This is a genomic window from Noviherbaspirillum cavernae (assembly GCF_003590875.1).
In the GTDB taxonomy this organism is placed as follows: Bacteria; Pseudomonadota; Gammaproteobacteria; order Burkholderiales; family Burkholderiaceae_D; genus Noviherbaspirillum; species Noviherbaspirillum cavernae.
In genome coordinates this window covers 2,088,590-2,111,847 of record NZ_QYUN01000002.1, presented here as the reverse complement: position 1 = coordinate 2,111,847, position 23,258 = coordinate 2,088,590, and the positions used below count along the sequence as shown (strand labels likewise).

Sequence of the window (23,258 nt, the reverse complement as noted above, 5' to 3'; positions counted from 1 at the left end):
TCCCATTGAAGACCGTCTGCCTAGTCTTTTTTTTGGCCGCGCAAGTTTCGGACGGGGGGGTATTGACAGGAGTCTGACATGGGTCTTCGAGGACCAAAATCAAAACCAACCGAGCTCAAGGTCTTGGAAGGAAATCGCGGCCATCGGCCGATGATTGCGGACGGTCAACTGCGGCCGATGGTCGAGACGCCGGACCCGCCGAAGCATCTGGGCAAGGAGGCACGCAAGGAGTGGAAGCGCATCACGGTCGAGCTGGTTCGCTACAACATCATCTCCAGACTCGACCAGCAGATGCTCGGCATGCTGTGCCAGGCGGTCGAGCGGGTTGCGCTGTTCGAGACCGCGCTGCAGCGGCGCATGCTTCGCATCCTCACGGAAAACAAGGAGCGGCCGTCAGATCAGGAACAGGATCCGGCACAAGCTTACATCGCGCGAACCTCGCAAGGCTATGAGATGCAGTGCATCGAGTATCAGCTGCTGAACAAAGAGCGCGAAATTCTCATGAAACTGCTCGGCGAGTTCGGCCTGTCGCCGGCGATGCGTGCGCGTGTCGTTCTCGGCCAGCCCGGCGCGAAGCAGCTCACACTGTTCGAGGGCGGCAAGGCCGATGGCGACGGCAAGGAAAAGAAAGACGGACCGCAGAGCTTCGCGGAGTTTTGAATGGACTACGTCGATCGCACGCTCCGCTATGCGGCTGGCGTGACCTCGGGCGAGATCATCGCCTGCAAGTGGGTCAAGCTGGCATGCCAGCGGCATCTGGACGACCTGCAGCGCGAGGGTTGGAAATATCGCTTTGACGCTGCGCGGGCGAATCGGGTCTGCCGGTACGTCGAACTTCTGCCGCACATCAAGGGCGATTGGGCGAGGCCGGTGAATGTCGATGGCGTGATGGTCTATCCGACCATCAATCTCGAAGACTGGCAGTGCTTCATTATCTGCGTCGTCTTCGGATGGATCGACCAGCGCGGCAAGCGGCGCTTCAAGCGAGTCTATGTCGAGGTTCCGCGCAAGAACGCGAAGTCCACCATGTCGTCCGGCATTGCGCTCTACATGCTGACAGCGGATGGCGAGCCGGGTGCGGAAGTCTACAGCGCGGCGACGACCGGCGAGCAGGCGCGCATCGTGTTCGATGACGCGAAGCGCATGGCGCTGCGCTCGCCCGCGCTCCTGGAGCGGTTCGGTGTCGGTGTGGCGACCTACGACATCACGATCGCCGAAACCGCCAGCACGTTTCGCGCATTGAACGCAGAAGGATCGACGCTCGACGGCTTGAACATTCACTGTGCCATTGTCGATGAGTTGCATGCGCACAAACGACGCGAGTTGTACGACGTACTGGATTCCGGCACTGGCTCCCGATCGCAGCCGCTGCTGTGGATGATCACGACCGCCGGCAGCGATCGCAGCGGCATCTGCTACGAGCAGCGCGCGCACGTGATCAAGGTGCTGGAGCGCGTATTCGAGGATGAGTCGTTCTTCGGGATCATCTACACGATCGACGATGAGGACGATTGGGCCGATCCCGCCGTCTGGGCGAAGGCGAATCCGAACTATGGGGTCTCGGTCCTGCCGGACGACATGGAAGCGGCTTGCCGCAAGGCGATGTCCATGCCGAGCGCGGTCAATGGCTTCCTGACCAAGCGGCTCAATGTATGGGTCAATGCCGACAGCGCGTGGATGGACATGCGCGCGTGGGACGCATGCGGCGATCCAGTCTTGACGCTGGAGCAGTTCGAGGGCGCGGAGTGCCTGATCGCGCACGATCTGGCATCCAAGGTCGATATCGCCGACAAGGTCCGCCTGTTCTGGAGGGACATTGAGGGGCGACGGCATTACTACGCCTTTGCGCAGCACTACCTCAATGAGCAAGCCATCGAAGATGGCCGCAATTCGCAATACAGCGGCTGGGCGCGCCGCGGTTTGATCACGGTCACGCCGGGCAACGTGACCGACTTCGGCGTTATCGAGGACGATCTACTCATCGATGCGGCGCGGTTCCGCGTTCAGGAGGCACCTTACGATCCATTCCAGGCAACGCAGTTCTCGCAGCGCATGGTCGCGGCGAACCTGCCGATGGTAGAAGTCGGGCAGACGGTCAAGAACTTCAGCGAGCCGATGAAATGGTTGGAGGCGTTGGTCCTCGAAGGGCGGTTCCATCATGACGGGGATCCGGTCTTGACGTGGATGGTCAGCAATGTGGTCTGCCATCGCGACGCGAAGGACAACATATTCCCGCGCAAGGAGCGCGAGGAGAACAAGATCGACGGCGTTGTCGCCCTCCTGATGTGCCTCAATCGCGCGATCGCCGACCAGGCGCAAACCATACCGGACGGAGTCTAGTGATGTTCAATTTTTTCAACCGAGGCGGAAGCCTGCGCGCAGACGCAAGCGGCGGCACGCCGAGCAAGCCGGCCGGATGGATTGTCGGTCTGTTCGGCGGCGGCAAGTCGATCTCCGGCGAGTACGTAACGCCGGACTCCGCGATGCACGTGATGGCGGTCTATGCCAGCGTGCGGATCCTGGCGGAGTCGATCGCCTCACTTCCGCTATCGCTGAAAATGAAGGAGAAGGGCGGCAAGCGCGTCGATGCAGATGATCATCCGCTTCATGCGCTGCTGCACGATGCGCCGAACCCGCAGATGACAGCGTTCGACTTCAAGGAAATGAAGCAGGCGCACATGGGCCTGCGTGGCAATGCCTACTCGCTCATCGAGCGCGATGGAAAGGGCGAAGTCGGCGCGCTGTATCCGCAGGCGCCAGACAAGGTGACGGTAAGGCGCAATCCGGACGACGGCTCGATCTACTACGACATCTCGGGGGGCGAGAACGGTATCCCGGCACGACGGATGCTGCATCTTCGGGGCTTCTCGCTCGATGGCTTGATCGGCCTGAATCCGATTGAGCTCGCGCGCGAGACGGTCGGACTGGCGATCGCTGGCGAGCGGGCCGGCGCAGAGACGGTCGGACGCGGCATCGTTCCGCCGGCGGCAATCGAAGTTGTCGGCAATCCCGACAAAAAACAGCGAGACGATATCCGCCAGTCGTGGCGGGATATCCATGCCGGCAACCGCAACGACATCGCTGTTCTCGGCGCTGGCATGAAGCTGCACGATCTGCGCATCAACATGAAGGACATGCAGTTCATGGAATCGCGAAAATTTCAGGTGACGGAGATCGCGCGGATGTTCCGGATCCCGCCTCACATGCTGGCGGACCTGGAAAAAGCAACGTTCAGCAATATCGAACATCAGGATCTGCAGTTCCTGAAATACACATTGATTCCATGGATCGCGCGCTGGGAGCAGCGCCTCAACCTGTCGCTGCTGTCAGAGGACGAGCGTAGCGAGGGGTATTTCTTCAAGTTCAATGTCGACGCCTTGATGCGGGCAGACATGAAGTCCCGCTTTGAGGCATATCGCACCGGCCGAGAGATCGGCGTCTACAACGCGAACGAGATCCGCGATCTGGAGGACCGCGATCCTTACGAGGGTGGCGACATTTATCTGGAACCTCTCAACATGCAGCGCGCAGGAGCGCCGCGGGAAGGGCAAGCATGAAAAAAGCATATCTGGCCGAATTGATCTTCAATACGCCATTGGCCATTCACGGCAGCAAGTTGGAGATCATCCTCAACGTCCTGCAAGCGCATCTCAACATCGCCGAGATCGGTGCCATGGAGGATGACGAACTGCCGGCGTCGCTGAATGCGGCAAAGTCCGGTCCGGCATTCCAGGACGTCGGTCATGGCGTCGCGGTGTTGCCGATCTATGGTTCGCTGACGCATCGCACGCGCGGCCTCGATGCGATGTCCGGCATCCAGAGCTATAAACAACTCTCCGCAGACTTCCATGCAATGGTCAACGACGGCTCTGTGCGGCATATCGTGCTGGACCTCAACACACCGGGTGGCTCGGTCAACGGTCTGTTCGACCTGGCCGATGAGATCAGCAGCGCACGCGGCATCAAACCGATATCCGCGATCGTCGATGAGTCCGCCTATAGCGCAGGCTATGCGATTGCCTCTGCGGCTGACGAGATCATCGTGCCGCGCATGGGCGGTGTCGGCTCGATTGGCGTCATTGCCGCGCACGTAGATCGCAGCGCCATGCTGGCCAACTCCGGAATCAAGGTCACGCCGATCTATGCCGGCGCGCGCAAGGCCGACGGTCTGCCCGACTCACCGTTGACCGATGAGGCGCTGTCCCGACTGCAGGCCGAAGTCGATCGAGCTTACGAGCTCTTTGTCGAGACGGTCGCGAAGAATCGCGGAATGACCGCTGCCGCAGTCAGGGCGACCGAGGCAGACACTTACCGCGGTGACGACGCGATCAGGATCGGACTCGCGGACAAGGTCATGACGGCCAAGGATGCGCTACGCGACATCATTGCGCGCAACGTGAACACTCAGCCGCAAGGCAAAGCCGGCGGGCGTGTCCAGCGCGCCGCGCAGGCGATGCAGATAATCGGCGCGCAACAGAATCCATCAGGATCCCCGCGAGGGGTATAGCGCCGCCTTCGGGCGGCTTTTTTATTTGCGAAAGGAAAGCAATGAAAGACATCACCAGTCTTCTGCAGCGCCGCGCGGGGGTGCAAGCACGTGTCGCGGAATTGGCGGCGATTGAAGCCGACGGAACCGACCTCACTGCCGAGCAGCTCGCCGAGTTCAATCAGCTGCAAGCCGAGTTCAATGACCTGACCGCCAGAATTGATCGTATCCAGGCAGCCGAAAAAATGGCAGCCGTGACCGCGACGCCACTGGCATCCATGTCGGCAGTACCGAAGGCTGCCAAGCAAAAAGGCGAAGACATCGGCATGATCGTCCGTGCGCTGTGCGCGTCGAAGGGCGACCCCCGCGGGGCTGCGCATTATGCGGACACCAATGGGTTCCCCGAGATTGCCGCCGTCCTCAACACCGGCACCGGCGCCGCCGGCGGCTTCATCGTTCCACCGGGTTATGTTCCGGAGTTCGTCGAACTGCTGCAGCCGATGTCGGTCGTGCGAGCCTCCGGCGCGCGAACCATCCCGATGCCGAATGGCTCGCTGACCATGCCAAAGATCGTCGGTGGCGCCTCGGCGAACTATCAGGGCGAGAACGACGACATTGCGGCCTCCGAGCAAACCTTCGGCCAGATGACGCTGTCGAAAAAGAAGTTGACCGCGTTGGTTCCGGTTTCCAACGACCTGATCCGCTTCTCCAATCCGCAAGCAAACACGATGGTCCGCGACGACATGCTGCAAGCGATCGCGCTGCGCGAGGATATCGGATTCTTGCGCGACAACGGCACCGGCAATCTGCCGAAGGGTCTTCGCTATTGGGCGCCTGCCGGAAATGTGATCGCCGCCAATGCGACAGTCAACCTGCAGAATGTCAAGAACGATCTGGGCAAGCTGGAGCTGGCACTGCTGACCGGCAAGGTCCGCATGATCAAGCCGGGATGGGTATTCTCCCCGCGCACCATGGTCTATCTGCAGAACCTGGTCGACGGTAATGGCAACAAGGCATTCCCCGAGATCGACGCAGGGCAGCTGCGCGGCAAGCCGTTCCGACTGACGACGCAGATCCCGGAAAACCTGGGTGCCGGCAGCAATGAGTCTGAGATTTATCTGGTTGACTTCAATGAAGTCATCATCGGCGAGGCGACCGGGTTGATCATCGACGTATCGACCGAGGCATCGTTCAAGAGCGGCGCGACCATGGTGTCGGCTTTCTCTCAGGATCTCACGCTGATTCGGGCGATCACCGAGCACGATATCCAGCCACGCCATGACGTGGCAGTTGCGGTGCTCACGGGCGTCAAGTGGGCGCCGTAATCGCCAGCTGACGAACGCGCAATAGCAGAGGGCGGGCCGAGCGGTCCGCCTCTTTATTTGTGCAGACGTCTGCACAAAGTGAATCCTTCTTTTCGAGGTGTCCATGAAAAAAGTTGTCGTCAAATTCTTGAAGACGGTGAGTCCATATCAGTCCGGCGAGATCGCGGGCTTTGATCCGGAAGTCGCCGAAAAGCTGATCGCCGAGAAAAAGGCGGTCGAGTACAGAGAGCCCAAAAAGACTGGCGGTCCGTCCAAGCTGACCGACCCCGTCGATCCGGCCGATTCATCCGCGCCAACCGACTCATCCAAGCCAACCGATCCCGCCGACCCGGTAGTGAACCAGCAATAACACCCAGACCATCATGCCGGACAAGCCGCGAATGACCATGAACCTCCGCCTCATTGCTCCTGCGACAGAAGACCCGATCTCGCTTAACGAGGCGAGGCTGCATGTGCGTCTCATCGTGGATCCTGCAGACACGTCGGCGCATCCGGATGACAGCCTGATCAAGTCCTTGATCGCTGCGGCAGGTCAGCGTGCCGAGCACTTGACCGGCCGCGCGCTCATGACGCAAACATGGGAGCTTGCGCTTGACCGCTTTGCGCCGGTCATCGAGCTCGACAAGTCGCCCGTCCAGTCGATTGGTAGCGTCAAATACCTGGATGGAAATGGCGCTCTGCAGACACTGGATCCGAGCGCCTATGTGCTCGACGACTTCTCAGAGCCTGGCCGTCTGTTGCCGGCTACCGGGCGCAGCTGGCCCGCTACGCTCGGACAAATCAACGCGGTCCGGATCCAGTTCACGGCGGGTTATGAGAATGCGGCTGAGGTGCCGCAGGCAATCAGGCAATGGATGTTGCTGCTGATCGGCACGCTGTACGAAAACCGCGAGAGCGTCATTGTCGGTGCGTCAATCCAGGAGCTGCCGCATATCGATGGCCTCCTCGATCGCTACAAGGTCTGGAGGTGACATGTCAGCTGGCAAGTTAAACAAGCAGGTGAAAATTCGCGCATGGCAGGACATGCCGGCAGCGGCCTTCGGCATCGAGCAAACCTTCGATGCGGGCATCGACGCTTGGGCGTCGATTGAGCCGACAAAAGGATCCGTTTATTACGGCGCGAAGCAAACCGGCAATGACGTTACGCATCTCATCGCAATGAGGATCTCATCCAGTGTGCGGGAGGCGACCGTCACGCCGAACCATGTGATTGACGACGTTACCGCAGGCTTGCGATATCGGGTCAAGCGATCGATGGATGCGAAAGGCAATGGCAGGTTCCTGCATGTTGAGTGCGAGCTGCTGGGGGCGATTCCATGAGCATTGCTGAAGTAAATGTCACGCTTGCCGGGCACAGCAGGATTGACTTCGATCGCAAGCGGGTGCGCAAGGCTTTGCGTACCGAAGCGCAAGCCGTTCGAAAAATTGCCCGACGGCTTGTCGCAAGGCGCGCAATATCAGAGCCGGGCGAGTTTCCGGGTAAAGACTCGGGTGCGCTGCAGCGGTCGATCAAGTTCAAGATTCTTTCACGACATGGTTTTGCTGTGCGTGTGGCGCCTTACAAAACAGCAGAAATGGGAAAGGATTTTTATCCGGCCTATCTCTGGTATGGCACGCGAGGCCTTGGACGCATTGAGCGGCTTGCCCCTGGCGAGGGAGTCGGCAGAAGCAATCGTCGGCGCCGTGGTGAAAGAGCGGCGCTGGTCGCAGCACGAGCGGAAAAAGGCAATTATGTCGTGGCTCCGCGAAAGAACTACATGACTGCCGCACTTGATGCGCGGCGTGAGGCTGCACAAACCGGGATAAGGGAAGCGCTGAAAGATGCGCTTAAACCACGATGAATCTCAGTCTCATCATTGCGCAGCTGCGCGCTCGCGTGCCGGAATTCGGGAACCGTGTCGGCGGTGCGGCAAACTTCAAGATTCTTCCGGAGGCCGCCAACTTCCACGCCCCTGCTGCGTATGTCATCCCGATGGATGAGAGCCCCGAGCGCAATCAAAGCGGAAACGGATATCGGCAAAGAGTGCAGGAAGGCTTTGGGGTCATCGTCGTTGTCAGCAATGTTGCGGACGAGCGGGGGCAGAGCGCCTTGCTGTCGGTGCATGACATGCGCGCGCTGCTGTTCAGGGCGCTTCTCGGATTCCGACCTGCAGAAGAGTATGACGCGATCGAATACGACGGCGGCAACCTGCTGCACATGGATCGCGCGCGTCTCTATTTTCAGTTCGAGTTCGTCGTCGATTACGAGATCGGTGAAGACGACACGTGGCTCGCTGTGCGTGACAGCGAGCTGCCGGACTGGCAAGGCCTCGACATCGAGGTCGATGTCGCTGAACCGGACGGCCAGATCGAAGCAAAGACATCCATCAATTTCCCTCCACCGTAGGAGCAATTCCATGTTTGTAAAACCTGTGCCCGGTCGGCAAGTGCCCGATCCGGATCGGGGCGGCTATTTGTCCGAAGACGGCCGCACCGTCGAAGCGTCGCAGTACTGGCTGCGTCGCATCGTTGACGGCGACGTCATCGAAGTTCAACCGAAGAAAGGAGCGAAGCAATGATCAGTTTTAACAATACGCCGCAGAATCTGCGTGTTCCGCTGTTTTACGCGGAGGTCGACAACTCTCAGGCCGGCTACTTCTCGCAGACCCTGCGCACGCTGATCATCGGGCAGATGCTCCCTTCCGGCGTCGCGGCTACCAACATGCCGCAGCTGGTGTCCCGCACCGATGCAGCAAAAGAGCAGTTCGGCGTCGGGTCCATGTTGGCGGCCATGCACGCCAAATACCGCGCGAACGATGCGTTCGGCGAGGTGTGGTGCCTGCCGCTGGCCGATGGCGCCGGTGCCGTGGCGACTGGCACCATCGGGCTCACCGGCTCGGCTTCCAAGGCCGGGACGCTGAGTGCCTACATCGGCGGGGATCGGGTGCAGGTTGCGGTCGCCGCAGCCGATACTGCAGCTGCAGCAGCGACCGCGCTGGCTGCTGCCATCAATGCGAACTCGGACCTGCCTGTCACGGCCGCAGCCGCAGCCGGCGCCGTCACGGTCACGGCAAAGCACAAGGGCGAGCTGGGCAATGACATCCTGCTGCAGATGAATTACCGCGGTGCGGCCGGCGGCGAAACGACGCCGGCCGGGCTGACGGTCGTGATCACTGCGATGGCGGGTGGCACGACGACTCCGTCGCTGACAGCCGGGATCGCGGCAATGGGCGACGAGGAGTTCGACTTCATCATCTGCCCGTACACCGACAGCGCAACTCTGGACGCGCTCATGGCCTTGATGAACGACACGACCGGCCGCTGGGCATGGAACCGGCAGATCTACGGTCACGTCTATGCGGCCAAGCGCGGCACGTTCGCCGCGCTGCAGACCTTCGGGGTCGCACGCAATGACCAGCATGTGACGGTCGCAGGCTTCGAGACCGGCGTGCCGAATCCTGCGTGGGAATATGCGGCAGCCTACGGTGCCCGCAATGCGGTGTTCATCGCTGCCGATCCTGCGCGACCAACCCAGACCGGTGAGCTGGTCGGCATCCTGCCGGCGCCGGGGCCGAACCGTTTCATCCAGACCGAGCGACAGACGCTGCTGAACTCCGGTATCGCGACCAGCTATGTCGGCGGCGGCGCGGTGCGCGTCGAACGTGCGGTGACGACGTACCAGAAAAACGCCTTCAACCAGGCGGACCCGTCCTACTTGGACAGCGAGACGATGCACCAGCTGGCATACATCCTGCGCAGTCTTCGCAGTGCGATCACAAGCAAGTACCCGCGCCACAAGCTGGCCGACGACGGCACGCGCTACGGTGCAGGGCAGGCGATAGTTACACCGTCGGTGATTCGCGGCGAACTGATCGCGAAATATGCGGAGCTGGAGGAGGCGGGCATTGTCGAGAATGCGAAGGCCTTCAAGGAACATTTGATCGTCGAGCGACCGAGCAACGATCCGAAGCGATTGAACGTGCTGCTGCCGCCTGATCTGGTCGACCAGCTGCGCGTGTTTGCCGTGCTGGCGCAGTTCCGGCAGCAGTACCCGGCAAGCAACTGACGTCATCCCGTTTTCAAAAACTGAAAGGCAATCATGGGTAAGAGAGTTGCAGGCATCTGCTACATCAAGGTCAACGGCGCGCAGCTGGAAGTCAAGGGCAGCATCGAGGTGCCGCTGACCGACAAGAAGCGCGAGACAGTTTCCGGCCCGGCCGGACCGGCCGGCTACAAAGAGGAAGTTCGCACGCCGTTCGTCAAGCTCACCGCCATCTTCCGCGATGACTTTCCGACGGACGTCGTGGCGGAAAACACCGACTTGACCGTCACGGCAGAGCTCGCGAACGGCAAGGTCTACACGCTGTCCGGCGGCTACCTGGTCGGCGAATCCGACGTCAAGGGCGACGAGGGCGAAGTCGAGCTCCATTTCGAGGGCAACAAGGGGATCTGGCAATGAAAATCCGATTGTCAAAACCGATCATTGCGCACGGCGCGGAAGTCTCCGAACTGGATCTGGCGGACCCGACGTCGGAAGACGTCATGGAGCTGGGCTATCCGTACCTGGTGGTGCCGAGCGATACCGATGACACCGGCATCGAGTTGCGGCCGAAGGTGGTCGGCCGCTACGTCTCGCGGCTGGCGAAGATCCCGATGTCGTCGGTCAAGCAGATGGCGATTGCCGACCTGCAGCAGATGCAGGGAGTGGTCATGGGTTTTTTCGGCGTCTCGGAGGAAGGGAAGATCAGTTCGAAGAGCGCGTCTTCGAACTAGCGCACTTCTGGCGGATCGATCCCGATTTGCTCGCGCGAAAACCTCTCTCCAGATTCCTCCAGTACGAACGACAGGCCGTCGGCATCATCGAGAAGCAGCGGCAAATGAGGGAAGACGATGTCGAATAAATTTCACCTGCAAGCAATCATCAGCGCGGTCGACAAGATCTCGCCGGCCTTGAAGGGCATCCGGCAGGGCATCAATGCGACGCACAAGACCTTCCGTGATCTCGGCGGCGCCAGCCGCGGCCTGCTCGGCAGCCTTGGCGTCCCGGCGTCGCTTTCCTTCGCCGCGGTCGCCTTCGGCGCGCAACGCGCCGCGCAGGCCTCGCTCGACTATGCCGGCGCGATCCAGGACGCGGCCGAGGTCACGGGCATGCAGGTCGAGCAGTTGCAGTCGTTGCAGACCGTATTCTCTGCCGCCGGCGTCGAAGCCGACGGCGTCAACGAGGCCATGACCAAGCTGAACAAGGGCATGGCCGACGGCGCGGCCGGCAAGGACAAGGGCTTTGCCGAACTGTTCCAGCGGCTGGGGATACCTCTGCGCAATGCCAGGGGCGAGATCACCAGCGTCGAAGAGGCGCTGCCGGCGCTGGCCGACGCCTTCGCCAGGAATGAGAACCCGGCGCTGCGCACCCGGATGGCGATGGAGCTGTTCGGCAAGTCGGGCGCGAAGATGATCCCGATCCTGGCGCAAGGCCGCGACGGCATCCGCAAGATGCAGGAAGAGGCGGCCCGGCTCGGCACGGTGGTGACGAAGGATTCCATCGGCGCGCTCGACGAGATGGGCGACGAGATCGGTCTCGTTATGAAGCAGGTCCGCTCGCAGACGGCGGAGCTGTTCGGCGAGATGGCGCCCTTCCTGACGCCGATCATTACGGACGTCAAGGAATGGATCGCGGCGAACAAGGATCTGATCCGCTCCGAAGTTGGCGCATGGGTCAGGGATGTCGCTGAATCGGTCAAGGCATGGGTCGCCGGCGGCGGCCTGACCAGACTGAAGGAAGGGATCGGCGATGTGGTCTCCGGCATCGGGACATTCATCAGCGCCATCGGCGGCGTCAAGAACCTGCTGCTCGGGCTTGGCGCGTTGATCCTGATCGGGCCGGTGGCCTCGATGGGGCAGCTGCTGATGGTATTCGGTCGTATGGCGACCTATGTGGCGCCGCTGCTGCTCAAGGCGTTTCTGATGGTTGGAAAAGGCATGCTGCTCATGGGGCGAGCGATGCTGACGACACCCATCGGCATCATCGCGGCCGCGATAGCCGGTGCGGCGTACCTGATCTACGCCAACTGGGACAAGATCGGCCCATGGGCGGCTGCGTTATGGGAGCAATTGGGCGGCTATTTCTCCGCCGGCTGGGAGCTGCTCAAGACCGTTTTCGGCTGGTCGCCGCTCGGCCTGATCATCAACAACTGGGAGCCGATCGTGGGCTGGTTCTCCAGCCTGTGGGACCGGATCAGCGGCTTCGTCGATCCCATCCTGCAGGCAGGGAAAGCGGTTTCCGGCTGGGTTGGCGGCGACGAGAGTTTGCCGGCTGGTCAACAAGGTATGGCCGCATCCCGGTCTGGCGTGGGCGCAGGCGGCCCATTGTCAGGGCTGCAGGCTGGCGCGAACCGGACGCCGCTTGCGAGCGCCGGTGCGATGAGCCCTTCCGCCAATCTGAAGGGCGAGATGCGTGTGCGTTTCGAGAATGCGCCGCCCGGCATGCGTGTCGAGCAGGGCACGACGAACCAGCGGTCGGTCGCGTTCAATCCGGACGTCGGGTATCGGCTGGCATATTGATTCCGGCCCGCATGTCGCGGGCCTTTTTTATGGTGCAACGCCATGGCTTGGAAAGACAAATTGCAGCCGGCGTCGTTTCGCGGCGTGCCGTTCGAGGTCGAGTCGGATGACGGCAGCTTCGGCCGCCGGGTGCAGGTCCATGAATATCCGGATCGCAACGAGCCATATGTCGAGGATCTGGGCCGCGCGACCAGGGAGATGAACATCGCGGCGTTCCTGATCGGCGCCGATTACATGGACAAGCGGGACCGGCTGCTGGCGGCGATCGAGGAGGCCGGTCCGGGCACCTTGATTCATCCCTGGTATGGGGAGCGCAAGGTCGCGTTGAAAGAGCCGGCGCGTGTCTCGCACATCAGCAAGAACGGCGGCATGTGCACGATCACGCTGTCGTTCGTCGAGGCGGGCGAGCTCGCCTTCCCGAGCGCCAGAGACTCGCATGGCGCGCAGACGCTGCTTGCGGCCGACAAGGCGCAGGAGGTCGCGATCTCCGACTTTGCGGGCTCCTTTTCCCTGCGGCAGATGCCGTCATTCGTGACGGCCGACGCGCTGGGCGCGCTCGGCGATGGCTTGACGGGCATCGAGGGAGCGCTTGGGGGCGCACGTGGCTTGTTTGCCAATCCGCTCGGCTTTCTGCAAAAGCAGCTCCCGGATCTGCTGGGAGATCCGGTCGCGCTGGGCACGTCGGTGTTCGGCATGTTCCGGCGCGGCGAAGCGGTTCTCGCGTCGGCGCAGGGATTGTTTGGCGGCGGTGGCTCCTACTCTATGAACCGGGATGCCGTGCGTGCGCTGACGTCGGTCAGCAGGCAATTTCAGGCAGCGCCGCTGCCATCGGCAACCGCCTCGCCCAGCCGGCAACGTATCGTCGAGAACAGGCAGGCGATCAATGCGCTCATGAGTCGCGCGGCGTTGGTGCAGGCCTCGGGCATGACAGCGACGATGGATCTGCCGGTCCATGACGACGCGATCCAGCTCCGCCAGCAATTGACCGGCGCGCTCGACGGCGATGCGATGACGGCGAATGATGCCGTCTATGTGGCGCTGCAGGATCTGCGCGCAAAAGTGCATGCGGATGTCACCAACCGGCTCGGGTCGTCGGCCCGGCTGCAGACGATCCGGCCGGTGTCGGTGATGCCGGGTCTGGTGCTCGCCTACGACCGTTACGAGGATGTCGGACGCGAGCAGCAGCTGGTCGAGACGAACCGGCTCGCACGGCCCGGCTTCGTGCCGGCCGAACCCTTGAAGGTGCTTTCCGCATGAACAATGTCCGATTGATCATCAGCGGCCGGGAATACGGCGGCTGGAAGGCGGTCGAGATCACGGCCGGCATCGAGCGGCAGGTGCGCGACTTCACGCTGTCCGTAACCGATAAATGGCCGGGTCAGCAGGATCTGCCGCGGCGGATTCGTCCTGGCGATCGCTGCGAAGTCTACATCGACAATGACAAGCTGCTGACCGGCTATGTCGATGGCACACCGATCCGCTATGACGCGCGCAGTATCTCCGTCGGCGTCAAGGGGCGCAGCAAGACCTGCGACCTGGTTGACTGCTCCGCCGTCAATTCGCCGGGTCAGTGGCGTGGCGCGACCATCGACCGTATCGCGGCGGATCTCGCGCGGCCGTACGGGGTCGATGTCATCGCCGAGGTCGCGGTCGGCGCTGCCTTGACGCATGCCATCGACCAGGGCGAGACGGTGTTCGAGTCGATCGAACGCATGCTGAAGCTGCGACAGCTGCTGGCAACGGATGACGCGCGCGGACGGCTGGTGTTCATCGCCGTCGGCAGCGGCGGGCGTGCAGGGACGGCGCTGAGGGTCGGACACAACGTCCTGGGCGGCGCGGCCGAACTGGACTTCAAGGATGTCTACAGCGAGTACATCTGCAAGGGACAGCGCGCCGGCGATGACCTCGACTTCGGTGACGCCGTCGCTGGCGTGACGGCCTCGCTCAAGGATGACACGATCGCGCGCCGGCGCGTCATGCTGATCAAGTCCAGCGGACAGACCGACGGCGGCAGCGCCGCCGATCGCGTCAAGTGGGAAAAGGCGCACAGGCGCGGCAAGGCCTTTGCGACCAGCTACAGCGTGCAGGGATGGCGGCAGGAGGATGGATCGCTCTGGCGGCACAACCAGCTGGTGCGCGTCATCGATCCGATCATCGGCTTTGACAATGACCTGCTGATCTCGGAAGTGACGTACGAGAAGGGCGAGCAGGGCACGCTCTGCCACCTCAAGGTCTGCCCGCCGGAGGCGTTCGTCATGAACACCGCGACGCGGACAAAGGGCAAATCCGACAGCGGTCAGTGGACGGACGTGCAGCCGGCTGACAGTCAGGTCGGCAGGCCGGTCAAGACCGCCGGCGTCAAGTCGGGCGGCTGGGCGGATGCAAAGGCGGGGAAGTGATGAACGAAAGAACAATCCGGAAAATGCTCGGGCCGACGAATCGGCGGCTGTCGAACATGCTTGTGCGCGGAACTGTGATTACCGTCAAACCGTCGCAAAAGATGCAGAGACTTCAGGCCAAGCTGCTCGACGGCGAGACGGCCGACGACCTTGAACACTTCGAGCCGTACGGCTACACCTCCAGGCCGAAGCAGGGCGCGGAAGTGCTGGCCATGTTCTTCGACGGCGACCGCTCGCATGGCGTCGTCATTGTTGCGGCCGATCGCCGTTACCGTCTCAAGGGGCTTAAGGATGGCGAGGTCGCGATGTATGACGACCTCGGACAGAAGATCCATCTGACGCGCAACGGCATCATCATCGACGGCGCCGGGATGGACGTGACGATCCAGAACGCTCCCGTCGTGCATGTGCCGCAGGATCTGCGTGTCGTGCGCGACATCGTGGCCGGACGCGACGTCAAGGACCAGGGTGGCACCAAGTCGATGGCAGGCATGCGGACCTCCTTTGACCAGCACAAGCATCCGGGCGACAGCGGCGGCACCACCGGAACACCGACTCAGGGGATGTAATGGCCAGCTACTCGCAAGACCTCTCCATCGTGACCGATGGAATGCAGACGTCTGCACTCGCCGCGGAGGATCCGCTGGTGCGCGCTGTCTTTGTATCGCTGTTCACATGGCGGCGCGCTGCACCGGACGATCAGCACGACGGCGAACGCTGGGGCTGGTGGGGTGACAACGTTTCGCAGTTCACTTCAGATCAGATCGGCTCGCGGCTGTGGCTGCTGGCCAGGCAAAAGCTGACGACGCAGGTCATCAACCGCGCGCGTGACTATGGCATCGAGGCGCTTGCCTGGCTCGTGAAAGATGACGTCGCCAGCCGCTACGACGTCACGGTCGAGCGCATGGGCGTCGATGGCCTCGCGATCCTGGTGCGGATCTACCGGGAGGATGGATCCGTGCGTGACCTTCGTTTTGACAATGCATGGAGCTTGATCAATGTTTAATAGGCCATCTCTTTCCGAGATCGTCACGCGCACGCGCGCGGACACTTTCTCTCGCCTGAGTCAGGACGAGCTGCTGCGGTTCTCCGATGCGGAGATCCTCGCGCGCGTGCTGGCCGGCGCATCGCACGAGCTGCACGGCTATCTCGATTTCATCGCCAGGCAGATCCTGCCGGATTCCTCCGAGGATGAATTCCTGATCCGATGGGCGTCGATCTTCGGCCTGCAGCGCAAGGATCCGCAGGTGGCCTCGGGTTTGGTGTCGGTTTCCGGGATCGTCGGATCGGTGATTGCGGACGGCGCGCTCATCAAGCACGCGGACGGCCGCGAGTATGCAGTCGAGGGCGAACAGGTGCTGACCACATCGTCGCAGACGGTGTCGGTCGTCGCAATTGCCGCAGGCGCCGCAGGCAACCTTGTTTCAGGAACGCGTCTCGCGTTCCTGTCGCCGGTGGTCGGCGTCCAGTCAGACGCCGCGGTAGCGGCTAGCGGAATCGTCAACGGCTCCGACATCGAAGAGATCGATGACTTGCGCGCCCGCTTGCTGTCACGGCTGCGGCAACCGCCGAACGGCGGGTCGCGCGACGACTATGTCGCCTGGGCGCTGGAAGTGCCCGGCGTAACGCGTGCCTGGGTCTATCCCGGCGAACTGGGGCCGGGCACGGTGACGGTGCGCTTCGTGCGGGATAACGATGCTTCGATCATTCCGGATGCCGGCGAAGTCGCTGCGGTGCAGGCCTATATCGATGCGCGCAAGCCGGTAACGGCGGAAGTCCATGTCGTTGCGCCGCTGCCGCTGCCGGTGGATTACACCATCGACATCACGCCGGACACGCTGGAGGTGCGGGCTGCGGTGCAGGCCGAGTTGGCAGGGCTGTATGACAGGGAGGCGCAGCCGGGCGGCAGGCTTTATCTGTCGCACAGCCGCGAGGCAATCAGTGTCGCGGCTGGCGAAGCGGATCATGTCCTGGCGTCGCCGACCGCGGACATCGTTCCGGCGGTTGGTGAAATCCCGGTGCTAGGAGTCATCGCATGGGTATGACGGCTGCTGATTACAAGGACCATCTGGCGTCACTCCTGCCGCACGGTCCTGCCTGGCCGAGGATCGACGCCTCATGGGTTCAGCGGCTGATTGCGGCTTCGGCGGAGGAACTGGCCCGGATCGATGCGCGCGTCGATGACCTGGTCAAGGAAAACGATCCGCGCTCGACCAGCGAGATGCTGCCGGACTGGGAGAAGAGCTTTGGTCTGCCGGATGACTGCCTGACACCGGCGGCCGGCGTCGATGAGCGAAGGCGGCGGCTGCATCAGCGTGTCTCATGGAGAGGCGGCCAGTCGGCCGCCTTTTTTATTTCCCTGCTCGACGCGCTCGGCTATCCCGGCTGCACGATCACCGAGTTCCGGCCGATGCGGGCCAATAGCAAGTGCAATGCCGCAATTAACCAGGGCGGCTGGCGGTATGCGTGGCGCGTGAATGTGCCGCAAGCGGTGACGGTAAAGGTGCTGACAGTGACTGGGCGCTGTAATGAGCCGTTGGCATCGTGGGGTGACCCGGGGCTGATGTGCCTGCTGGCGAAGTACAAGCCAGCGCATACGATTCTTTTCATTTCTTATGGAGCGTGACGCATGAGGCGAATTTCAACGGCTACAAAGGTGGTCGACAAGTTTGGCGCGGGGAGGCATGGATTTACGGATGGAAATGCGGCTGGCGGTATTTGGCCCACTGATTTAGAAGCTGGGTGGTTCGACCACGTGCAGGAAGAAATTGCAGGTGTCGTCGAAGCGGCAGGTATCGCATTGGACCCGGCGAACCGGACGCAGCTACTTGCCGCGCTTCGGTCTGCAGGTGTCTTCCAATCGCCTGCGCAGTTCAACAGCTCGACGAGACCGGCGACGACTGAATTTTTGAAGGCGGCAGGTTTTCAATATGCATCTGTGCGTTCAAGGAATGCGACCGGGAGTCTGACTGCCGCCGATGCGGGCGCGCTGATCTATCTCGACAACAGCTCCGCATTTACGCTTACGTTGCCCGCCGCAAACTCGCTTCCGTCAGGCACGACGTTCAGCTTCAAGAGTATCAACTCTGGCACGCACACCATTCAACGTGGCGGGACAGACAGCATATTCCCGGCTAACTCGCCACTGACGTCTCTCTTGGTGAGGCCCGGCCAGAACCTGACCTTGACGAGCAACGGTAGCAGCACATGGTATGCAGAGGGTAGCGCCGCATTTCCATATGACGCGGGATTCGCATCGCTTCTCAGCACGCCCGGATATCAAAAGCTGCCGGGCGGTCTGATCCTGCAATGCGGTTCGGCAACGATCACTAGCGGGGGCGGCCAGTCGGTTGGTTTTCCAATCGCATTTCCGACATTCAGTGTAGCGGCGACGTGCTCCGCGCATAGCGCGGGCTACATCGTGTCCGCGCATCGACCGACGAATGTCGGAATAACGGTGTACGTGTACGACTACAACGGTGTTCCGTCGTCGTCAAATATCGACTGGATGGCTATAGGCTACTGAGAGGGATTCAAGATGAAATACTACTCGCCGACGACGCGCGGTTTCTATGATGACGACATTCACGGTACGCGCACATTGCGCATCATCGATCCTTCGTGGGTTTGCCCGCAGATTGAGCAGGTCGATACCGACCCCGACACGGGATTCACCCTCGACCGTTACATGATCGATGATCCTGACGCAGTGCCGCGCACGATTGAAGTTCCGAATCCCGAATGCAAAATTCCGTCCGATGCCCGTGAAGTGGAGGACGAAAACTATCGCGCCCTGATGGCGGCACAGGGGGTGCAACCGGACGGTCAGCCTAGCGCGACGATACAACCGAGTGAGAGCGGCCACCCGGTCGCAGTGTTCCCCCCGCCGGAAACCGTCGAACAAACCCGCGCTCGTGCGCTGGTTGGGATTCGCCGCAATCGCGCCCCGCTTCTCGATGCGCTGAATGGAATCGCCAGCCGCGCTGCTCGCGCTGGTGACGCAGCGACGGCCGAAGCATCCGACGCCGCTGCGCAAAAGCTGCTCAACATCACAGTATTACCGGCATTTCTCGCGGCGACTGTCTACGATGAAATGTACGCTGCCATTATGGATGAGTACCGCGCCATTGCCGACGACGCGCCGGCGAGCGTCAAAAGCGCATTCATCGAGGTGCTGGCATGATCGCCGCGATTGCGTGGATCCCCGCCGCTGTGTTCGCGCACACCTATTTGCTGTGGGTGCATTACCTCGCCGTGATGCACTTGCAGCATATTCGCGACGACGGGCGGCTGCCGAAAGAAGTGGAAACAGTATTGGGGAACCTGGTGCTGTATCCCGGCCTGTTCCTCGATCTCGCGTTTAACTGGACATGGGCGACACTGATATACCTCGACCTGCCGCGAGAACCGTTGCTGACGGCGCGCATGGAGCGATACAAGTATGGCGGCGCAGTCAAAGGCCTGCGCATCGTGCGCGAGGACGGCAGGCTGCGGATTTGTTATGTGGTCGTCGCTCACGCAGAACCGAGAACTGATTGGCGGCGCACGCTTACAGAATGGTTCGCCCGTGTCATGCTCGACCCGTTCGACCCTCGCGGCCTGCACGTTAGACCGTAATTTCAGCAGTAACGCATTGAACCCGCTCCGGCGGGTTTTTTCTTCCGCTCACTATAGAACCTCACATGACTGAACCAACATCCAGCGTGGCCGGATTCGCCATCATCAAACTTTATGGACTGAAAGCCGTGTTCGGCATGGTCGGTGCCGCGCTACTGTACTTCGTGCTGCCGCCGCTCAGGTCCGACGGTCGCTTCAGTCAACAGGAATTCGTAGTGCGGCTGGCAGCGGCCGGAATCGGGTCGTGCTTTTTCGGCGATGTCGCCGTGCAGCAGATCATGCTGTACCTGCCAAGCTTGCATGCCGATCAGCATACGAGCGCCGTGTACCTGCTGGTCGGCGCGCCATTCTGGTGGATCACGCGCGCCGTGGCCCTCTCGTTGCGCAAGCGAGAGGACAAGGACATCGTCGAGATTGTTCGTGAAGCAAAGGAGTCAATATGAATCGTGACGCACTGGCAAACCAATTGGTGATCGATGAAGACATCCGGTTGAAGCCCTATCGCTGCACCGCAGGACGGCTCACCATCGGTGTCGGGCGCAATCTCGATGATGTCGGTATCACGAAGTCCGAAGCCATGATGCTGCTTGGCGCGGACATCGATCGGGTGGAAGCCGATCTTGATCGTTGCTTGCCGTGGTGGCGTGGCATGAGCGATGTGCGGCAACAGGTACTCTCCAACATGTGCTTCAACATGGGCATCGGCAATTCGAAGCGCGGCCTGTTGAGCTTCAGGAACACGCTGGCAGCAATGCAGCGCGGCGACTACAAGGTCGCAGCACGCGGCATGCGGGATTCGTCGTGGGCCAATCAGGTCGGTGCACGTGCCGAACGGCTGGCGAAGATGATGGAGGAGGGATGAACGCGCTTGCGCCGTACATCGGATTCATCCGCGCCGCTGCCTTCATCGCCGCCGCGCTGTTCATTTTCAAGATGGGTGGCGACAGCGTGCGAGCGCAATGGGCGGCGGCGGATCGCGAACGAGTCGAAGCGGCGGCAGACCTGGCACGCGAGACGCGTCGCGCGTTCGATGCCATCACGGTCAACAGTCAAAAGGAAAAGGAAAATGCAAACGCTACGATCGCTAGTTTGCGCGCTGATATGCGCAATGGCACTGAGCGGCTGTCCCTCGCCGTCGCTGCCTGTCAGACCGGAACTTCCGGAGCTGGGAATTCAGAAGCGCGCGCCGAACTTTTGCCAGCGGCTGCTGACCGAATTGTCGGCATCATCGGAGAGGCTGACGACGCGGTGCGCGACCTCAACGCCTGTATCGACAAATACAACGCGGTAAAAGGCACCTTATAAAAATAAACAAAAATGTTTAAAAAATCTCTTGCGTATATAAACAAAAATGTTTATAGTTTCTCCATGTTCAACGAATAAGGGAGGTGCGGTGAAACAAAGCGAGTTCAAAAGGTGGCTCGCTGACCAAGGGGCGACATTCAAGGATGGAAGCAGACACTTGAAGGTCTACCTGAACGGGAAGCAAACCACACTGCCACGGCACCCGAGCCATGAAATCGGTGAAGGACTGAGGCAGGCAATCTTGAGGCAGCTAGGATTGAAATGAAGGGAGCCCCGCAAGGGGCTTCCAAACTCGCGATTGTTCACGGCATCTTTGTTCACCACATGGGAGATACACGATGCGTTACCCGGTAGTTTTGACGCCAGACGGCGATGGTTTTATGGCAGCCTTTCCAGATATTCCGGAGGCGTTGACCTCCGGCGCTACCGAAGAGGAGGCGCTGGAGATGGCAAAGGATGCGCTTGCTACCGCGATGGAGTTTTACTTCGAAGACGGGCGGCCGGTACCATTGCCGAGCAAAATCAAGCGCGGCCAGCAAGCGGTCGATTTGCCGGCCAGCATGTCGGCAAAGGTCTTGCTGCTCAATGAAATGCTGTCGCAGAAGGTAAAGCCGACAGAACTGGCACGCATGCTCGATACGAGCCCGCAGGACGTGAACCGATTGCTTAACCTTGATCACGCGACCAAGATCGATACGATCGAGCAGGCGCTTCGTGCGCTCGGAAAAGAATTGGTGATCGATGTACGGTAGTTTGAACACGATGAATTGATCTTGACCATCATGGCTTGCCAAATATACTGTATTTATATACAGTATATATCCATGAGCAAACATCAAACAAAAGACGAATCCTTGCCGCATCCGTTCATTACGGTCGCCGACATGCCGCCACCTTGCGCACTGCCGTTTTTCGCGCAGCGTATCCAGGCAGGCTTCCCGTCTCCGGCGGAAGAATATCTGGAAGCGGCCCTCGATCTCAATGAGTACCTGGTCCGCAATCGGACCGCGACATTCTTCTTTCGCGTGCGTGGCCATTCGATGAGAAACGCCGGCATCCTCGACAACGACATTCTGGCGGCCGACCGATCCATCAAACCGAAGCATCATCATATCGTCGTGGCGTCCATCGACGGCGATTTCACGGTCAAGCGCCTGTATCGCCGTGCCGGTGTCATCGAGCTCCGGCCGGAAAACCCCGACTACGAGCCGATTCGTCTCTGTGAAGGGCAGGAGTTGGTGGTGTGGGGTGTGGCTATCGGTACGGTTCGCCGGTTCGAGGTGTAGCGTGTTCGCGCTGGTCGATTGCAACAATTTTTACGTGTCCTGCGAGCGGGTATTCAATCCAAAGCTGGAAGGAAAGCCGGTTGTGGTTTTAAGCAATAACGACGGCTGCTGCGTCGCCCGCTCGAACGAGGTCAAGGCACTCGGTGTCCAGATGGGCGCACCATGGTTCCAGTTGAAAGACCTTGCGCGCCAACACGGCATCATCGCGCTGTCGTCCAATTATTGCCTTTACGGCGATATGTCGAACCGCGTGATGACGATCCTGCGTGACTTTTCGCCGAACATTGAGGTCTATTCGATCGACGAGAGCTTCCTGCAGATCGACGGCCTGATCGGGGTCTGGAAGTCGTATGGCGAGATGGGGCAGGCGATCCGTCAGAAGATCAGGATATGGACGGGCCTGCCTGTGTGTGTTGGTACCGGTGCCGGCTCGAAGACCTTGGCCAAGCTGGCGAACCATCTGGCGAAAAAGCGGCCGGAATTTGACGGTGTGTGCGATTTGACGTCATTGACCGAAATGCAGCAGGCGGAGTATTTCGCATCGTTGGACATCGGCGAAGTGTGGGGCGTCGGCCGCCAGATTTCGGCGCGGTTGCGGAGCATGGGCATCGAAAACGTCCAGCAACTTCGGCAAGCCTGCCCGAAGCAGATCCGGCTGCACTTCGGCGTGGTGATGGAAAGGACCGTCAACGAGCTGCAGGGCATGTCCTGCCTGGAGCTGGACGAGGTCGCGCCAGCCAATCAGCAGATCATTGCATCCCGTTCCTTCGGCGCACCAGTGGTGACCTATGACGAGCTGAGGGAATCCGTCACGTCGTACATGCTGCGCGCCGCCGAGAAATTGCGCCGGCAGCATTCGATGTGCAGCGCGGTGCACGTCTTCATCCACACCAATCGCTTTCGGGAGCAGGATGCGCAATACAGCAATGGGGTGACCGTGCCGCTGACCGAAGCCAGCAGCGATTCCCGCCGGCTGGTGGCTGCGGTGTTGCATGGTCTCAAGAGTATTTACCGGCCCGGATATCTGTACAAGAAGGCCGGCGTGATGCTGCTGGATTTGACGCCGGCGGCGGTTCGGCAGCAATTGCTTTTCCGGGAAGAGAATCCGCGGTCAGATAAGCTGATGCAGACCATGGACTTGCTCAACCGGGAATACGGACGCAACACCGTTTCTTTGGGATCAGCCGGCATTCAACAGCGATGGGCAGCGCGGTTCGAGAGCCGAACGCCGAGATATACAACGCATTGGGATGAGCTGCCTCATGCGAGATCCTGAGCGCGACCAGCAAAGGAGGCTGGCGAC

The 23,258-nt window shown here is 61.0% G+C and carries 31 protein-coding genes; all 31 read left to right on the top strand.

Annotation, left to right across the window (positions count from 1 at the left end; translation table 11 throughout):
- Positions 1 to 78 precede the first annotated feature (78 nt).
- A complete protein-coding gene (locus D3870_RS09775; protein WP_119738677.1) occupies positions 79 to 660 on the top strand; it encodes a phage terminase small subunit P27 family in 582 nt (193 codons plus the stop codon).
- Positions 661 to 2,340 (top strand): terminase large subunit, encoded by a 1,680-nt coding sequence (locus D3870_RS09770; protein ID WP_119738675.1) that lies wholly within the window; start codon positions 661 to 663, stop codon positions 2,338 to 2,340.
- Between the two features lie 2 nt (positions 2,341 to 2,342).
- On the top strand, positions 2,343 to 3,557 hold the full coding sequence (locus D3870_RS09765; RefSeq protein WP_119738673.1) for a phage portal protein: 1,215 nt from the start codon (positions 2,343 to 2,345) through the stop codon (positions 3,555 to 3,557).
- Positions 3,554 to 4,507: a S49 family peptidase gene (locus D3870_RS09760; protein WP_119738671.1), complete on the top strand. Its 954-nt coding sequence runs from the start codon at positions 3,554 to 3,556 to the stop codon at positions 4,505 to 4,507. The genes D3870_RS09765 and D3870_RS09760 overlap by 4 nt, the downstream gene beginning before the upstream one ends.
- A gap of 41 nt (positions 4,508 to 4,548) precedes the next feature.
- Positions 4,549 to 5,811 carry a phage major capsid protein gene (locus D3870_RS09755; RefSeq protein ID WP_119738669.1) on the top strand — a complete coding sequence of 421 codons (1,263 nt, stop codon included), beginning with the start codon at positions 4,549 to 4,551 and terminating at the stop codon, positions 5,809 to 5,811.
- Between the two features lie 103 nt (positions 5,812 to 5,914).
- Complete coding sequence (locus D3870_RS09750) at positions 5,915 to 6,160, top strand: hypothetical protein (protein WP_119738667.1); 246 nt, start codon at positions 5,915 to 5,917, stop codon at positions 6,158 to 6,160.
- 13 nt (positions 6,161 to 6,173) lie between these two features.
- Positions 6,174 to 6,782 (top strand): head-tail connector protein, encoded by a 609-nt coding sequence (locus D3870_RS09745; protein ID WP_119738666.1) that lies wholly within the window; start codon positions 6,174 to 6,176, stop codon positions 6,780 to 6,782.
- A complete protein-coding gene (locus D3870_RS09740; protein WP_119738664.1) occupies positions 6,748 to 7,131 on the top strand; it encodes a phage head closure protein in 384 nt (127 codons plus the stop codon). The genes D3870_RS09745 and D3870_RS09740 overlap by 35 nt, the downstream gene beginning before the upstream one ends.
- On the top strand, positions 7,128 to 7,652 hold the full coding sequence (locus D3870_RS22040; protein WP_147375762.1) for a hypothetical protein: 525 nt from the start codon (positions 7,128 to 7,130) through the stop codon (positions 7,650 to 7,652). The genes D3870_RS09740 and D3870_RS22040 overlap by 4 nt, the downstream gene beginning before the upstream one ends.
- The gene (locus D3870_RS09730; RefSeq protein WP_119738660.1) at positions 7,649 to 8,197 is read left to right on the top strand and encodes a phage tail terminator protein; all 549 of its coding nucleotides are present in this window, start codon (positions 7,649 to 7,651) and stop codon (positions 8,195 to 8,197) included. The genes D3870_RS22040 and D3870_RS09730 overlap by 4 nt, the downstream gene beginning before the upstream one ends.
- Positions 8,198 to 8,207: 10 nt before the next feature.
- Positions 8,208 to 8,369, top strand: a complete 162-nt coding sequence (locus tag D3870_RS09725) for a DUF2635 domain-containing protein (protein WP_119738658.1) — start codon at positions 8,208 to 8,210, stop codon at positions 8,367 to 8,369.
- On the top strand, positions 8,366 to 9,856 hold the full coding sequence (locus D3870_RS09720; RefSeq protein WP_119738656.1) for a phage tail sheath subtilisin-like domain-containing protein: 1,491 nt from the start codon (positions 8,366 to 8,368) through the stop codon (positions 9,854 to 9,856). Before D3870_RS09725 ends, D3870_RS09720 begins: the two co-directional genes overlap by 4 nt.
- Positions 9,857 to 9,889: 33 nt before the next feature.
- On the top strand, positions 9,890 to 10,249 hold the full coding sequence (locus tag D3870_RS09715; RefSeq protein WP_119738654.1) for a phage tail tube protein: 360 nt from the start codon (positions 9,890 to 9,892) through the stop codon (positions 10,247 to 10,249).
- Positions 10,246 to 10,563 carry a phage tail assembly protein gene (locus D3870_RS09710; RefSeq protein ID WP_119738653.1) on the top strand — a complete coding sequence of 106 codons (318 nt, stop codon included), beginning with the start codon at positions 10,246 to 10,248 and terminating at the stop codon, positions 10,561 to 10,563. The genes D3870_RS09715 and D3870_RS09710 overlap by 4 nt, the downstream gene beginning before the upstream one ends.
- A 117-nt stretch (positions 10,564 to 10,680) precedes the next feature.
- Positions 10,681 to 12,348, top strand: a complete 1,668-nt coding sequence (locus tag D3870_RS09705) for a phage tail tape measure protein (RefSeq protein ID WP_119738651.1) — start codon at positions 10,681 to 10,683, stop codon at positions 12,346 to 12,348.
- A 42-nt stretch (positions 12,349 to 12,390) separates the two neighbouring features.
- Complete coding sequence (locus D3870_RS09700) at positions 12,391 to 13,605, top strand: DNA circularization protein (protein ID WP_119738649.1); 1,215 nt, start codon at positions 12,391 to 12,393, stop codon at positions 13,603 to 13,605.
- Positions 13,602 to 14,747 carry a phage baseplate assembly protein gene (locus D3870_RS09695; protein ID WP_199710598.1) on the top strand — a complete coding sequence of 382 codons (1,146 nt, stop codon included), beginning with the start codon at positions 13,602 to 13,604 and terminating at the stop codon, positions 14,745 to 14,747. Before D3870_RS09700 ends, D3870_RS09695 begins: the two co-directional genes overlap by 4 nt.
- A complete protein-coding gene (locus tag D3870_RS09690; RefSeq protein ID WP_199710596.1) occupies positions 14,747 to 15,316 on the top strand; it encodes a phage baseplate assembly protein V in 570 nt (189 codons plus the stop codon). Before D3870_RS09695 ends, D3870_RS09690 begins: the two co-directional genes overlap by 1 nt.
- Positions 15,316 to 15,753: a phage GP46 family protein gene (locus tag D3870_RS09685; RefSeq protein ID WP_199710594.1), complete on the top strand. Its 438-nt coding sequence runs from the start codon at positions 15,316 to 15,318 to the stop codon at positions 15,751 to 15,753. The genes D3870_RS09690 and D3870_RS09685 overlap by 1 nt, the downstream gene beginning before the upstream one ends.
- Positions 15,746 to 16,792 carry a baseplate J/gp47 family protein gene (locus tag D3870_RS09680; protein WP_119738645.1) on the top strand — a complete coding sequence of 349 codons (1,047 nt, stop codon included), beginning with the start codon at positions 15,746 to 15,748 and terminating at the stop codon, positions 16,790 to 16,792. Before D3870_RS09685 ends, D3870_RS09680 begins: the two co-directional genes overlap by 8 nt.
- Positions 16,783 to 17,373 carry a YmfQ family protein gene (locus D3870_RS09675; RefSeq protein ID WP_119738644.1) on the top strand — a complete coding sequence of 197 codons (591 nt, stop codon included), beginning with the start codon at positions 16,783 to 16,785 and terminating at the stop codon, positions 17,371 to 17,373. The genes D3870_RS09680 and D3870_RS09675 overlap by 10 nt, the downstream gene beginning before the upstream one ends.
- A 3-nt stretch (positions 17,374 to 17,376) precedes the next feature.
- Positions 17,377 to 18,273, top strand: coding sequence for a gp53-like domain-containing protein (locus D3870_RS22545; protein ID WP_199710592.1), 897 nt, complete (start codon positions 17,377 to 17,379; stop codon positions 18,271 to 18,273).
- Positions 18,274 to 18,348: 75 nt separating this feature from the next.
- Positions 18,349 to 18,930: a hypothetical protein gene (locus tag D3870_RS09665; RefSeq protein WP_147375761.1), complete on the top strand. Its 582-nt coding sequence runs from the start codon at positions 18,349 to 18,351 to the stop codon at positions 18,928 to 18,930.
- Entirely contained in the window at positions 18,927 to 19,364 is a 438-nt protein-coding gene (locus D3870_RS09660) for a hypothetical protein (protein ID WP_119738640.1), read from the top strand. Before D3870_RS09665 ends, D3870_RS09660 begins: the two co-directional genes overlap by 4 nt.
- Positions 19,365 to 19,429: 65 nt before the next feature.
- Positions 19,430 to 19,807, top strand: a complete 378-nt coding sequence (locus D3870_RS09655; protein ID WP_119738638.1) for a hypothetical protein — start codon at positions 19,430 to 19,432, stop codon at positions 19,805 to 19,807.
- Positions 19,804 to 20,226, top strand: coding sequence for a glycoside hydrolase family protein (locus D3870_RS09650; RefSeq protein ID WP_119738636.1), 423 nt, complete (start codon positions 19,804 to 19,806; stop codon positions 20,224 to 20,226). The genes D3870_RS09655 and D3870_RS09650 overlap by 4 nt, the downstream gene beginning before the upstream one ends.
- A complete protein-coding gene (locus tag D3870_RS09645) occupies positions 20,223 to 20,669 on the top strand; it encodes a lysis system i-spanin subunit Rz (RefSeq protein WP_119738634.1) in 447 nt (148 codons plus the stop codon). The genes D3870_RS09650 and D3870_RS09645 overlap by 4 nt, the downstream gene beginning before the upstream one ends.
- Positions 20,670 to 20,715: 46 nt before the next feature.
- Positions 20,716 to 20,934 carry a type II toxin-antitoxin system HicA family toxin gene (locus tag D3870_RS09640; protein ID WP_422879645.1) on the top strand — a complete coding sequence of 73 codons (219 nt, stop codon included), beginning with the start codon at positions 20,716 to 20,718 and terminating at the stop codon, positions 20,932 to 20,934.
- A gap of 73 nt (positions 20,935 to 21,007) precedes the next feature.
- Positions 21,008 to 21,421: a type II toxin-antitoxin system HicB family antitoxin gene (locus tag D3870_RS09635; RefSeq protein WP_119738630.1), complete on the top strand. Its 414-nt coding sequence runs from the start codon at positions 21,008 to 21,010 to the stop codon at positions 21,419 to 21,421.
- Between the two features lie 30 nt (positions 21,422 to 21,451).
- The gene (locus D3870_RS09630) at positions 21,452 to 21,955 is read left to right on the top strand and encodes a LexA family protein (protein WP_242490057.1); all 504 of its coding nucleotides are present in this window, start codon (positions 21,452 to 21,454) and stop codon (positions 21,953 to 21,955) included.
- A gap of 1 nt (position 21,956) precedes the next feature.
- Positions 21,957 to 23,231, top strand: coding sequence for a Y-family DNA polymerase (locus D3870_RS09625; RefSeq protein ID WP_119738628.1), 1,275 nt, complete (start codon positions 21,957 to 21,959; stop codon positions 23,229 to 23,231).
- The last annotated feature ends 27 nt before the right edge of the window (positions 23,232 to 23,258 follow it).